Source organism: Catenuloplanes atrovinosus, assembly GCF_031458235.1.
Classification (GTDB): Bacteria; Actinomycetota; Actinomycetes; order Mycobacteriales; family Micromonosporaceae; genus Catenuloplanes; species Catenuloplanes atrovinosus.
Genome location: NZ_JAVDYB010000001.1, coordinates 226,300 through 239,516, shown reverse-complemented (window position 1 = coordinate 239,516; position 13,217 = coordinate 226,300). Strand labels below are relative to the sequence as shown.

Sequence of the window (13,217 nt, the reverse complement as noted above, 5' to 3'; positions counted from 1 at the left end):
ATTGGCTGTGACGGAAATTCAAGATCACAGACTCCGCCGGTGTGGAATGAACCCGCGACGTCACCCTTGAACAGTGGAAACACCCGGCGCACCGGCGCGGTACCGCGCACCCAGAGCGAGCACCGGCCCGGCCACCGTTCACGCGCACGACATCACGAAGCCACCGCACGACCGCCGCCGGACCGCGCCCTACGAGCGAAGTCGCAGGCCGCGTGGCGTCGGTCGGAAGCCCGCCGCGGCGAGCGCGTCCCGCAGCGGCGATGCGCGCAGCGTCTCGCCGTCGGCGCGTTCCACGGAGAGCGCACCGAGCGCGCCGGAGTGCACCGCGTCCGCCAGGGCCTTCGCGGCGGCGGCGAGCGCCTCCGGCTCCTCCGTGAACGACAGCAGGGTCCGGCCGCCCCGCTCGACGTAGAGCACCAGCTCACCGCCGACCAGCGCGACCAGGGCCCCGGCCTTTCGGCCGGCCCGGTGCCCGCTGCCGCCCGGCCGTCCGCCCGGCGCGGAGACCGCCTCGCCCGCCCCACGCCGGCCGCCGGCCTCGGCCGTCGCGGTGTCACCGGGATCGGGCCGCGCCCCGTCGATCGAGCCCGCGCCGCCGGCCCGCTGATCCTGGGTGGAGCCCGCCCGGTTGCCCTGCGCCGCGCCCGCGGACCCGTCGCCGGAGTCGATCGCGCGGTCCGGCCACGGCAGCGCCGCACCGAACGGGTTCGCCGGGTCGGTGGCGGCCAGGATCAGCGCCGGGCCGCCCGCGCCGCGCCGGCTCGGGTCCTCGGCCTTGTCCGCCAGCGCCCGCAGCCGGTCCACCGCGCCCGGCACCGCGAACTGGGCGGCGCCCAGCCCTTCCACGAAGTAGCCGCGCCGGGCGGCCCCGCGCTCCTCCATGGCGGCGAGCACCGGGTAGACGCCGGCGAAGCCGCCCGGCGGGCCCTCGGCCGCGACCGCGCCGCGGGTGACCACGCCGTGCCGCTCCAGCAGCAGGTCGGCGGTGACGGCGGCGCGCTGGGTCGGGTCCGGGTCGCGGTCGGGCAGCAGCGACCAGCGGCCGGCCATGGTCGGCGGCCCACCGCGGCTGGGCAGCGCCACCCGGCCCGGACGCCGGTAGCGCCCACGGGAGGCGACCGGCTTCGCCCGGTGGGCGCCGCCGGAGCCGAGCAGCGCGCGCAGCGGCGCGAGCGTGTCGTTGGTCAGGTAGCCGGCCCACACCAGGTCCCAGACCGCCGCGGCCATCTCCGCGTCGTCGACCACCGCGCTCCTCGCCGGCACCGCGTCCGCGTCCCCCACGGCGGACCCGCCCCGGCCGAGCGATCCGCGGCCGGCGGGCACCGCCCGGCCCGCACGCCACGGCGACCCGCCGTCGATGACCGACTCAGCGACACGACCGGACCCGCCAGACTCACCGGACCCGCCAGACTCGCGGGAGCCGCCAGGCTGCTCGGAGTCGCCGGATGACGACGAAGAGGCCGCCAGCAGCTGGATCGCGCGGTCGGACAGCGATCGGAAGAACAGCGCCTGCCCGTCACTCAGCGCGTCCAGCACCGCGCGGTGCAGTGGCGTCAGCGTCAGCGTTTCGTCCACCGGTGGCAGCACCAGCGGCGCGGCGTCCGCGTACGCCAGCGTGACCCACCCGTCGTTCCCCGGGAGCGTGCCGGCGCCGCACCACAGCACCTCGCCGGTGGCGCACAGCTCGTCGAGGTGTCCCGCGGTGTAGTCGCCGACGCGGGCCGGGAGGATCAGCCGCTCCAGCGCCGACGCCGGCACCACCGCGCCCTGCAACTGGTCGATCGTGGCCGCGACCGCCTCGACGCCCCGGGCCGCGCCGCCGACCTGCTGCCAGCGTGGCAGGAACGTGGCCAGCGCCCGGGCCGGGACCGGCTCGATCTCGCGGCGCAGCGCGGCCAGCGAGCGGCGGCGGAGCAGCCGCAGCACCTCGGCGTCGCACCACTCGCTGGTGCCGGCCGCGCCGCCGGCGACCGGGGAGAACTCGCCGGTGACCACGCGCCCGGCCGCGGCCAGCCGGCGCAGCGCCTGCTCGACCACGAAGACGCCGAGGCCGAACCGGGCGGCGCAGGTGGCGGCGGAGAACGGGCCGTGGGTCCGCGCGTACCGCGCGACCAGGTCGCCGAGCGGGTCCGGCACCGGCGCGAGGAACGCCTCCGGCAGCCCGACCGGCAGCGCGACGCCGAGCGCGTCACGGACCCGGCCGGCGTCCTCGATTCCGATCCAGCGCTCCTCGCCGGCGATCCGCACCGGGACGGCCCGGCGCGCGTCGCGCAACGTGGCGGCCCAGTCCGGGGAGGCGCCGCGCACCGCCAGCTCGGTCGGTGAGAGATCGCCGAGCAGTCGCAGCAGCTCGGCCACGTCCTCCGCGTCGCGCGGGCGGCGCTCCTCGGTGAGCCACTGCAGGCGCGCCTCGGTCTCCGCGACCACCTCGGGGTCGAGCAGTTCACGCAGGTCGACGCGGCCGAGCAGTTCGCCGAGGAGCGTGGCGTCCAGGGCGAGCGCGGCGGCCCGGCGCTCGGCCAGCGGCGCGTCGCCCTCGTAGAGGAACGCGCCCACGTAACCGAACAGCAGCGAGCGGGCGAACGGCGACGGCCGTGGCGTCTCCACCTCCACCACGCGGACCTTGCGCCCGGCCAGGTCGCGCGCCAGCCCGAGCAGGCCGGGCAGGTCGAACACGTCCTGCAGGCACTCGCGGGCCGCCTCCAGGGTGACCGGGAAGTCGGCGAACTCGCGGGCCACGTCGAGCAGTTGGGCGGCGCGCTGGCGCTGCTGCCAGAGCGGCTGGCGGCGGCGCGGGTCGCGGCGCGGGAGCAGCAGCGCGCGGGCGGCGCACTCGCGGAACCGGGACGCGAACAGCGCGGACGTGCCGACCGACTCCTCGACCAGCTGGGTCAGCTCGTCCGGCTCGAACACGATCAGGTCGGCGCCGGGCGGCGTGTCCATGGTGTCCGGCAGCCGCACCACGATGCCGTCATCCGACGGTACGACCTGGGCGTCCACGCCGTACCGCTCGGTGAGCCGGCGCCCGATCGCCAGTGCCCACGGCGCGTTGACCTTGGCGCCGAGCACGCAGTGGACGGCCATCCGCCAGTCGCCGAGCTCGTCGCGGAACCGCTCCACCACGACGGTGCGGTCGTCCGGCAGCGCGCGCACGGCGTCGCGCTGCTCCCGCAGGTACGCCACCAGGTTGTCGGCCGCCCAGTCGTCCAGCCCCTCGGCGCGCAGTGTCTCGGTCGCGGCCTCGTCGCCGGCCCGGACCAGGGCCCGCAGCCGTGCGCCGATGGCCCGGCCCAGCTCGATCGGCCGCCCGGGCGAGTCGCCCTTCCAGAACGGCATGCGCGCCGCCTGGCCGGGCGCGGGCGTGACGAGCACGCGGTCCGGCGTGATGTCCTCGATCCGCCAGGACGAGGAGCCGAGCAGGAACACGTCGCCGACCCGGGACTCGTAGACCATCTCCTCGTCCAGCTCGCCGACCCGGGCGCCGCGCTCGCCGCCGGCCAGGAACACGCCGAACAGCCCGCGGTCGGGGATGGTGCCGCCGCTGGTGACCGCGAGGCGCTGCGCGCCGGGCCGGCCGGTGAGCACGTCTGCCGTGCGGTCCCAGACCAGGCGCGGGCGCAGCTCGGCGAACGCGGTCGACGGGTATCGCCCGGACAGCATGTCCAGCGTGGCGTGCAGCGCGGACGCGGGCAGCTCCGCGAACGGGGCGGCGCGGCGCAGCAGGTCGGAGAGGTCCGCGACGGTCCACGCGTCCATCGAGACCATGGCCACGATCTGCTGGGCGAGCACGTCGAGCGGGTTGCGCGGGTAGCGCATCTCCTCGATCGCGCCGGCCGTCATGCGCTCCGCCACGACCGCGCAGGAGAGCAGGTCGCCGCGGTGCTTGGGAAAGACCACGCCGCGGGAGACGGCGCCGACCTGGTGCCCGGCGCGGCCGACGCGCTGCAGCCCGGCCGCGACCGTGGGCGGCGCCTCGATCTGCACGACCAGGTCGACCGCGCCCATGTCGATGCCGAGCTCCAGCGAGGAGGTGGCGACCACGGCGGGCAGGTCGCCGGACTTCAGCGCCTCCTCGATCTGCTTGCGCTCGGTGCGGGAGACGCTGCCGTGGTGGGCGCGGGCGATGACCGTCGGCGCACCGTGCGACTGCCCGGACTGCGCCATGATCTCGGCCGGCATCCCCGCCACCCTGCCCGCGGAGGACGGATGCCGCCCGGGGGCGCCGTCGTCACCCGGCACCGCATGCTCCTCGGCCAGCTCGTTGAGCCGCGCGCACAGCCGCTCCGCCCCGCGCCGGGAGTTGGTGAAGACGATGGTCGACCGGTGCTCGGTGATCAGCTGGTAGACCCGCTCCTCGACCGCGGGCCAGATCGACGGCCGCCGCGGGCCGGAGCCCGGGTCGGGCGGCCCGCCGTCCGGCTCCGGGCCGGGCGCGAACTCCTCGCCCAGCGCGGTCATGTCCTCCACCGGGACCTGGACGCTGACCTCGATGGTCTTGGTGAACGGCGGCTGCACGACCTCGACCGGCGCGGCACCGCCGAGGAAGCGGGCCACCTCCTCGATCGGCCGGACCGTGGCGGACAGCCCGATCCGCTGCGCCGGCCTCGGCAGCAGCGCGTCGAGCCGCTCCAGTGACAGCGCGAGGTGCGCGCCGCGCTTGGTGGCCGCGACCGCGTGCACCTCGTCGATGATCACGGTCTCGACGCCGCGCAGCGACTCCCGCGCCGCGGATGTGAGCAGCAGGAACAGCGACTCGGGCGTGGTGATCAGGATGTCCGGCGGGGTGCGGGCGAACCCGCGCCGCTCCTCCGCCGGGGTGTCGCCGGTGCGCATGCCGACCGTGATGTCCGGCGGCGGCAGCCCGAGCCGGGAGGCCGCGTGCCGGATGCCGGTCAGCGGCGCGCGCAGGTTGCGCTCGACGTCGACCGCCAGCGCCTTGAGCGGGCTGACGTAGAGCACGCGGCAGCGCTGCCGCGGCTCCGCCGGCCGCGGCTCGCGAGCCAGCCGGTCGAGCGAGGCGAGGAACGCGGCGAGCGTCTTGCCGGAGCCGGTCGGCGCCACCACGAGCGCGTGCCGGCCGGCCGCGATGGCGCGCCAGGCGCCGTCCTGCGCGGGAGTGGGTGCGGCGAACGCCGCGGCGAACCACTCCCGGGTCGCCGCGCCGAATCCCGCCAGCGCCGTAGCCATGCCCACCATCCTGCCCGCCGGGTACGACATTTCCCGGCGGCGGGCCCGGAAACCCGGCAGGCGCGCCCACCGTACCCAGAAAGGCCACGATTTTTCCGGACATACGGGAGGGAGTGCGCGGTGCACCGGGGGCTGGAACATGACACGGACGTCCTGATCCGCCAGGTGGACGGCCACCTCGCCACGCTGCGCACCGCGCGCGGGCGGCACGACCTCGCGCTCGCCGAGCGGCTCGCGGCCAGCCTCCGCCACCTGCTGCGCTTCACCACGCACGCGTGCGCGGCCGACCGCGCCCGGGTCCGCGCGGCCGTGCACTACTTCGTGCTGCGCCGCGACGCCCGGCACGACCGCCTGCCGGTCCGCTCGCTCGCGGCCGATCAGCGGGTGATCAACGAGACCGCGCAGCACCTCGGCCGCGCGGATCTGATCGTCACCGCGGACCCGCCGACGCAGCACAGTGGACCGGCGCAGAGCGCCGTTTTCTAACGCGCGTTAAATCAGTCACTAAAGCGCGAAACCGGCACCATCCACACCAGACTGACACGTGCCGTCATGCCTGCCTGACAAGGGTTTCGTGGCAATGCGTGCTGGATCGCTTACCGATCATCCGGTACGGTGTCGCGTTGGCGCCGATCGATGCAGTGGTCCGTGATGTTTTGTTCACGTCACGGCCGACTTCTCCCACCGATCGATGGTAGGGAATGAAGACGCATCACACTTTTCGTCCGACCTGGGGGGGCGATGCTCGACTCGAAGGGCCGTAAAGTGCCCACATTACGCGCGCAATGGCTCGGCCGGGAGCTGCGCGACCTGCGCGAACGGCGCAGCCTGACGCTTCGTCAGGTCGCCGAGCACCTGAAACGCAACTTCTCCGCACTGAGCAGGTTCGAGAACGCGGAATGGCCGATTCCGCGACACGACGTGCAGATGCTGCTCGATCTGTACGGCGTCTCGGAGCGGCGGGAACGAACCCGGCTGACCCGGCTGAGCGAGGAGGTGTGGCGCCGGGACGACTGGATCGACGAATTCTCCGATGTGATTTACGACCCAACATTCTGCGATCTGGTCTGGCTGGAGCAGCGGGCGAAGCGCGTCGCCAGCTACGACGCGCTGTACGTGCTCGGCCTGCTCCAGACCCCGGCGTACGCGGAGGCCATGATCCGCACGGTGGAGGGGCCGGACGCGGACGACGACCGGATAGCCCGCTTCGTGCAGCTCCGCCTGCGCCGGCAGCGCGCGATCGAGGGCACCAAGCCCACCAAGGTCGCGTCGATCGTGGCGGAGTCCGTGCTGCGCAACCCGGTCGGCGGGCCGGAGGTCGTGCGTGAACAGCTGACCCACCTGGGCCGGCTGGCCCGGCGCCGGCACATCGAGATCAGCGTGCTGCCGGCGGGGGCGGGCGCCCACCCGGGCCTGGACGGCTCGTTCCAGCTGTTCGAGATGCCGGACCCGTTCCCGGACGTGGCGTACACGGAGACGATCGCGGGCCGCACGTTCCTGGAGGGGTCCCGCACGGACCGCTTCGCGGCCACCTACCGCGCGCTGCGCGAGTCGGCGCTGGATCCGGCGGACTCCAGCCGGCTCATCGCGGACATAGCGGACGAGTTCAAGAGCTGACACACCACCACGACGGTACGAAAGGCGCGCGCGACATGCCTGGGATCGAGATCACCGGATGGCACACCAGCAGCCGGAGCCAGGGCTCGGGTGGCAACTGCGTCGAGGTGGGCCGGGCGGCGGACGGCCGGGCCGCGATCCGGCACAGTCGCCGGCCGGCCGGGGCGGTGCTGCTCTGCTCCCCGGCCGGGTGGCGGGCGTTCGTCGCGGGCGTGCGCGGGGACACGTTCGGCTGAGCGCCCGCACGCCGCGTGGTCTGGGAGGATTCGCGGCGTGGCACTGACGGCATCGCGGGCACTGGTCCGGCAGACCGAGCGCTGGTTCGTGCGCCGGGGCGTCCCGTTCATGATCGAGGACTACGACTTCCGGCGGCATGTGCTCCCCCGCATGCTGCCGTTCCTGGCGTTCGTCTCGGTCACCAGCCTGCTCTGGCTGGTGCGGCGCTGGGCGGACCAGGACTACTGGTGGTGGGTGCTGGCCGGCACGCTCGCGGCCGGCGCGGCGGTGTGGACCGGGCTGACCGCGTTCGGCCGGCGGCTGCCCCGGTTCTCCCGTCGCGCGGCCGGCGCGGTGGTGGTCTGCTACGCCGCGATGCCGCTGGTCGTACCGTCGCTGGAGTTCCTGGTCTCCCGGCAGAACTGGTCGCCCGAGGTCGGCGTGGGCGAGCGGATCGGCGCGCACAGCGCCACCTTCCCGGAGGCGGTGCTGGCGTTCCTCAGCATCTTCACGGTGCTGTTCGCGGCCTCCTGGCTCGCCACGTCGTACGGCGTGGTGCCGCTCATCCGCCGCGGGCTGCGGCACGCGGTGCACGACATGCGCAACAGCGTGCGCATCCAGGGCCGGGCGCTGCCCACGCTGCTGTTCGTGACGTTGTTCTTCTTCTTCACCGGCGAGCTGTGGCAGGCGATGGACCGGCTGTCCTGGGTCCGGGTCTGGACCGTGGTGCTGCTGTTCGCGGCCGTGACCGTGCTGGCCACGGCCGCGCGGCTGCGGGACGAGATCGGCCGGGTGGAGCAGGAGCTGCACCCGGAGCGGCTGAGCAAGGAGTGCCGCCGCACGCCGCTGGCCGAGCTGCCGATGGAGGAGATCGCGCCGGAGGGCTCGCTGCGGCCGCCGCCGCTGACCGGCCGGCAGATCGGCAACCTGCTGCTCATGCTGGCCACCCGGCAGCTGATCCAGGCGACCGTGGTGGGCGTCGGCCTGTTCACGTTCTTCCTGACGCTCGGCCTGCTGGTGGTGCTGCCGGAGACCGCGGAGCAGTGGATCGGCGCGCCGCCGCGCACGTCCGCCGCGACGTTCGGCGTGCCGCTGGCGCTGCTGCGCAACGCGCTGCTGCTGGCCGGGTTCGGCAGCATGTACTTCGCGGTCACCTCGATGAGCGACACCGAGCACCGCCGCCAGTTCTTCGCGCCGATCCTGGACGAGGTGGAGCGCACGCTCGCGGTCCGCGCGGTCTATCTCGCGGTCCGCGACATCGTCCTGCCCGGCCAGCGGGGCGGCCCGGCCGGCAAGGTCCCACCGGCGGCGCCGGAACCGGCCACCCGGCCCGCTCCGGAGGCGGAGGCGAAGCCGGGCCCGGAAGCGGCGGCGAAGCCGGACCCGGCGACCGGGCCGGGCTCGGAAGCGGCGGCAGAGCCGGACGCGGCGCCCCGGCCCGCCACCCGGCCGGCCCCGGGTCCGAGGCCGGCCGCGGACGAGGCCGTGCGGCCGGCGCCGGACCCCGGGCGGCACGACTCAGAGGTGCGGAGCGATCTCTGACGCCACCAGGTCCAGGTGGTCCAGGTCGGACAGGTCCAGCACCTGCAGGAACATCCGGCTCGCGCCGAGCGCCCTGTACTCCCGGAGTCGCTCGATGACCTGGTCCGGTGTGCCGGCCGCGCCACCGTTGCCGCGCATCTCGTCGACGTCGCGGCCGATCGCGTCGGCCCGGCGGCGCACCTCCGCGTCGTTGCGGCCGACGCAGAGCACCACGGCGGCGGAGAACGTGGGCAGCTCGGTGCGGCCGGCCTCGGCGCACGCGGCGCGTACCCGGTCGAAGGCCCGGCCCGCCTCCGGCAGCTTGACGAACGCCACGTTGTACTCGGCCGCGTAGCGGGCGGCCAGCGCCGGCGTCCGCTTCCGGCCGGTCCCGCCGATGATGATCGGCACCGGCGACTGCACCGGCTTCGGCAGCGCGGGCGAGTCGGTGAGCTGGTAGTGCTTGCCGGAGAAGGAGTACGTCTGGCCGGCCGGCGTCCCCCACAGCCCGGTGATGATCTCCAACTGCTCCTCGTACCGGTCGAAGCGCTCGCCGACCGGCGGGAACGGGATGCCGTACGCGGTGTGCTCCGGCTCGAACCAGCCGCTGCCCAGGCCGAACTCGATCCGCCCGCCGCTCATCTCGTCCACCTGCGCCACGCTGATCGCCAGCGGGGCGGGCAGCCGGAACGTCGCGGAGGTGACCAGCGTGCCCAGCCGGATCCGGGACGTCTGCAACGCGAGGCCCGCCAGCGTCACCCACGAGTCGGTCGGGCCGGGCAGGCCGGTGCCGCCCATCGAGAGGTAGTGGTCGGAGCGGAAGAACGCGTCGAAGCCGTTCTCCTCGGTGCGCTGGGCGACCCGCAACTGGTCCGCGTACGACGCGCCCTGCTGGGGTTCGGTGAAGATACAGAGCCTCATGCCCCTTACTCTGCCACCCGGACGTTCCTGTAAGCGTATGGTCCTGACACCCGACGATCGGTGCATTGGACGACGACCCCGGCCGGGATACGGTGCCATACATGGCCGGCTATGCATGGATCAGCCTCACCACCGACTACGGGCTGTCGGACGGGTTCGCCGCCTCCTGTCACGGCGTGATCGCCCGCATCGCTCCCGCGGTCCGGGTCATCGACATCACACACGCGGTCGCGCCCGGCGACGTCCCGCGCGCCGCGTCCGTGCTGGCCCAGACCGCCCCGCACCTGCCGCCGGCCGTGCACGTGGCGGTGGCCGGGCCGGGCACGCTGCGCCCGATCGGGCTGCGCACCCCCGGTGGCGTGCTGATCGGCCCGGACAACGGCGTGCTGCCCTGGGCCGCGGAGGCGCTCGGCGGCGTGGAGACCGCGGTGACGCTGGCCGAGGTGGACTGGTTCCTGCCCTCGGTCTCCGGCACGCTGCCCGGCCGCGACGTGTACTCCCCGGTCGCGGCCCGGATCGCGGCCGGCGCCGCGCTCACCGACGCCGGGCCGGAGATCCCGCTCGCCGACGTGGCGCGGCTGCCCGACCCGGTGGTGGCGACCGGCGACGGCTGGCTGGAGGCGGAGGTGACCACGATCGACCGGTTCGGCAACGTGCAGTTGGCCGCGCCCGCCTCCGCGATCGGCACGCTGGAGGGCCGGCTGATCGTCGGCGGCGTGCACGCGGTCCGCGGCATCACCATCTCCGACGCGCCGCGCGGCGGCCTGGTGGTCTACGTGGACTCGGCCGGCCGGGTCGCGGTCGCGGTCAACGGCGGCCGGGCCGCGGTCGTGCTCTCGGTCGTACCCGGTGATCTCCTGAGGGTCGCCCGAGTCTGATCCACCGGGTACGGGCGCGTGCGGGAAGATTGGGCAATGCCCGAAGGCGACACCGTCTGGAACACCGCCCGCGTGCTGAACCGCGCCCTCGCCGGCCGCCGGCTGACCGCCTCGGACTTCCGTGTCCCGAGCCTGGCCACCGAGTCGCTGGCCGGCTGGACCGTGACGGAGTCGGCCGCCCGCGGCAAGCACCTGCTGCTGCGCACCCGCGAGACCCAGGACGGCCGCGCGCTCACCCTCCACTCCCACCTGCGGATGGACGGCGCCTGGCGGGTCTACGCGACCGGCGAGCGCTGGGCCGGCCGCCCCGCCCACCTGATCCGCGTCGTGCTGCGCACCGCGGAGAACGTCGCGGTCGGGTACCACCTGCACGAGCTGGTGCTGATCCCCACCGAGCGGGAGGACGACCTGGTCGGCCACCTCGGCCCCGATCTGCTCGGCCCCGACTGGGACCCGGCCGAGGCGGTCCGCCGGATCGAGGCCGCGCCGGACCGGGAGATCGGCGAGGCCCTGCTCGACCAGCGCAACCTGGCCGGCATCGGCAACCTCTACAAGTGCGAGCTGCTGTTCCTGCGCGGCGTCGACCCGTGGACGCCGGTCCGCGACGTACCCGACCTGCCCGGCATGGCCGACCTCGCACACCGCCTGCTCGCGTCGAACCGGGGCCGATGGCTGCAGACCACCACCGGCTCCCTCCGCAAGACCGAGGCCAACTACGTCTACGGCCGCCGCGCCCAGCCCTGCCGCCGCTGCGGCACCCCGATCGCCAAACACGCCCCCGACGGCGAGACGGCCGCCGAACGCATCACCTACTGGTGCCCCCGCTGCCAGCCGGGACCGGGCCCGGCGGGATCCGGTACCTAGCCACGTACCGGCCCGGGTCGCGGCCGTCGTCGTGCCACCGGCGGCGGCACCGTTCCGCGAACGTCTCGCCGCCCGCGTACACCTCGTCCAGCCGCAATGACACCCGCGTCACCTCGTCACATTACGAGAGCCCTCGACATGGCTGGCTCATCGTAGCCGGACGATGCATGCTGCGTAACAATGCGAATGGCCGACCGGCCCTCGGTCAGCTGCCGGGATGGGCCGGCCGCAACTCCGTCAGCGCGTCCGTGATGCCGCTCAGCCGGTCGGCGGCCTGGGTGAGCCGGTCGGCCGTGCCGGTGTCGCCGAGGTGGGCGCCGGCGCGGGCGTCCTCCGCGACGTAGCCGGCCGCGGCCGCGACCAGCGCCTCGAAGGCGGTGACGCCGTCGGAGAGCTGTCCGAGCAGCGTGCGGTGGGCCTGCTCCAGGCCGGCCCGGCCGTCCGGCGGCGCGAAGCGCAGCGCGCGCTCCACGCCGGCCACCCGGTGGGCCACGTCCCGCAGCGAGCGCTCGGCGTCGGCCGCCTCGGGCAGCACCTCGGCGCCGTGGCCGGTCAGCCGCGGGGCCAGGCCGGTGAGCGTGCCGGAGGCGCGGTCCAGGCGCAGCCACGGGTCGACCGCGGCCGAGCCCTTCAGCTCCGCGCGGGCCCGCTGGCGGCGGAACTCCTGCAGCGCGGTGCGGCCGGCCGGGAACTGCTCGATCATCGCGGTGAGCCGGGCCTGCCGGGCCGCGGCGATCGCGGCCGGGTCGGGCGCGGGCGGGAGCGGCTCGGCATGGTGCCGGCGCAGGTCGGCCCACCGCCACGCGGCGAGCACGACCGAACCGCCGGCGGCCGCGGCCCAGGCCGCGTCCGGGAGGCCGAGCCCCTGGTACGGCGTGAGAATCGCCGCCGCACCGGCGAGCGCGCCGCCGAGCACGCTCCACCGGCGCGCGGAGTCGCGCAGCCGGCGTGACTGCCGCAGGTACCGAGACCGCTCATCCGCCGCCATCGTGATCAGCCCGCGGCGCTCGCGTCGCCGGTCTTCTTCTCCCGCGCCATGCTCGCGCGGATCTCGTCCAGCCGCGCCACGTGGCTGGAGTCGGCGGCCGGCTTGGCCTCCGCGGCCGGCGTCTGCTGGCCGGGGCCGCCGCCGAGCTGGTTGCCGGCCATGCTGGCGCGGATCTGGTCGAGCCGCGACTCGCCGGCCAGGTCCAGCGTCGACTTCTGCACCTCGAGCATGCGGCCCTCGACCGAGTTGGACGCGAGCTCGGCCCGGCCCATCGCGGTCGCGTACCGCTTCTCGATCTTCTCGCGGACCTCGTCCAGCGAGGGCGTGTTGCCCGGCGCCTGCAGCGACGACATGGACTCCAGCGACTTGGCCACCGACTCCTGCATCTTGGCCTGCTCGAGCTGGCTGAGCAGCTTGGTCTGCTCGGCCAGCTTCTGCCGGAGGATCATCGCGTTGTTCTCCACGGCCTGGCGGGCCTGGCCGGCCGCGGCGAGCGACTGGTCGTGGAGCGTCTTCGTGCTCTCCATCGTCTGCTCCGCGGAGACCAGCTCGGTGGCGAGCGTCTGCGCGGTCTGCTCGTACTTCTGCGCCTCCGCCTCGTCGCCCTCGGCGCGCTTGCGGTCGGCCAGCACGAGCGCCTGCCGCGCCATGCCCTGGAGGCGCTCGACCTCGGACATCTGCCGGGAGAGCTTCATCTCCAGCTGGCGCTGGTTGCCGATCACCGCGGCGGCCTGCTGGACCAGCCGCTGGTGCTGGCGCTGAGCCTCCTCGATCGCCTGCTGAATCTGCACCTTGGGATCGGCATATTCATCGATCTTGGCGCCGAACAGCGCCAGGAAGTATCGCCAGCCCTTGACGAACGGGTTCGCCATATCGCGCTATCCCCTCGGTGTCTTCACGTCTCGCCCGCACGGGCCGGGTGGTTCTCCCGGACCGTCACGACGGCTGCCGCGCAGCGCGGCATGGTCTCCATCGTGGCAGGTGAAAACCAGCCCGTCATGCGACCTCGGGGGGATATCAGGGTG

9 protein-coding genes and 2 pseudogenes are annotated in these 13,217 nt (G+C 74.6%); 6 read left to right on the top strand and 5 right to left on the bottom strand.

The features are described from left to right. Positions 1-189 precede the first annotated feature (189 nt). Positions 190-477, bottom strand: a pseudogene (locus J2S41_RS39785) (hypothetical protein); the annotation flags it as partial. A 162-nt stretch (positions 478-639) separates the two neighbouring features. Beyond that, positions 640-5,217: pseudogene (locus J2S41_RS01075) on the bottom strand (ATP-dependent helicase); the annotation flags it as partial. 90 nt (positions 5,218-5,307) lie between these two features. On the opposite strand from J2S41_RS01075, the gene J2S41_RS01070 reads away from it, so the two are divergent. The 4 genes from J2S41_RS01070 (at position 5,308) to J2S41_RS01055 (ending at position 8,562) form a co-directional block, all read left to right on the top strand. After that, on the top strand, positions 5,308-5,673 hold the full coding sequence (locus J2S41_RS01070) for a hypothetical protein (RefSeq protein ID WP_310361813.1): 366 nt from the start codon (positions 5,308-5,310) through the stop codon (positions 5,671-5,673). Positions 5,674-5,952: 279 nt separating this feature from the next. Continuing rightward, positions 5,953-6,804 carry a DUF5753 domain-containing protein gene (locus J2S41_RS01065; protein ID WP_310361811.1) on the top strand — a complete coding sequence of 284 codons (852 nt, stop codon included), beginning with the start codon at positions 5,953-5,955 and terminating at the stop codon, positions 6,802-6,804. Between the two features lie 35 nt (positions 6,805-6,839). Next, on the top strand, positions 6,840-7,040 hold the full coding sequence (locus J2S41_RS01060; protein ID WP_310361809.1) for a DUF397 domain-containing protein: 201 nt from the start codon (positions 6,840-6,842) through the stop codon (positions 7,038-7,040). Between the two features lie 37 nt (positions 7,041-7,077). Further along, entirely contained in the window at positions 7,078-8,562 is a 1,485-nt protein-coding gene (locus tag J2S41_RS01055) for a hypothetical protein (RefSeq protein WP_310361808.1), read from the top strand. On the opposite strand, the gene J2S41_RS01050 is transcribed toward J2S41_RS01055, so the two are convergent. Continuing rightward, complete coding sequence (locus tag J2S41_RS01050) at positions 8,539-9,462, bottom strand: LLM class F420-dependent oxidoreductase (RefSeq protein WP_310361805.1); 924 nt, start codon at positions 9,460-9,462, stop codon at positions 8,539-8,541. The two genes, J2S41_RS01055 and J2S41_RS01050, sit on opposite strands and share 24 nt — an antisense overlap. A gap of 101 nt (positions 9,463-9,563) precedes the next feature. On the opposite strand from J2S41_RS01050, the gene J2S41_RS01045 reads away from it, so the two are divergent. After that, positions 9,564-10,340 carry an SAM hydrolase/SAM-dependent halogenase family protein gene (locus J2S41_RS01045; protein ID WP_310361803.1) on the top strand — a complete coding sequence of 259 codons (777 nt, stop codon included), beginning with the start codon at positions 9,564-9,566 and terminating at the stop codon, positions 10,338-10,340. A gap of 36 nt (positions 10,341-10,376) precedes the next feature. Next, complete coding sequence (locus J2S41_RS01040; protein ID WP_310361799.1) at positions 10,377-11,204, top strand: DNA-formamidopyrimidine glycosylase family protein; 828 nt, start codon at positions 10,377-10,379, stop codon at positions 11,202-11,204. Positions 11,205-11,409: 205 nt separating this feature from the next. Here the strand turns inward: J2S41_RS01040 and pspM are convergent, their stop codons facing one another. After that, positions 11,410-12,192, bottom strand: a complete 783-nt coding sequence (pspM, locus tag J2S41_RS01035) for a phage shock envelope stress response protein PspM (protein WP_310361796.1) — start codon at positions 12,190-12,192, stop codon at positions 11,410-11,412. 5 nt (positions 12,193-12,197) lie between these two features. Further along, positions 12,198-13,064: a PspA/IM30 family protein gene (locus J2S41_RS01030; protein ID WP_310361793.1), complete on the bottom strand. Its 867-nt coding sequence runs from the start codon at positions 13,062-13,064 to the stop codon at positions 12,198-12,200. Between the last annotated feature and the right edge of the window lie 153 nt (positions 13,065-13,217).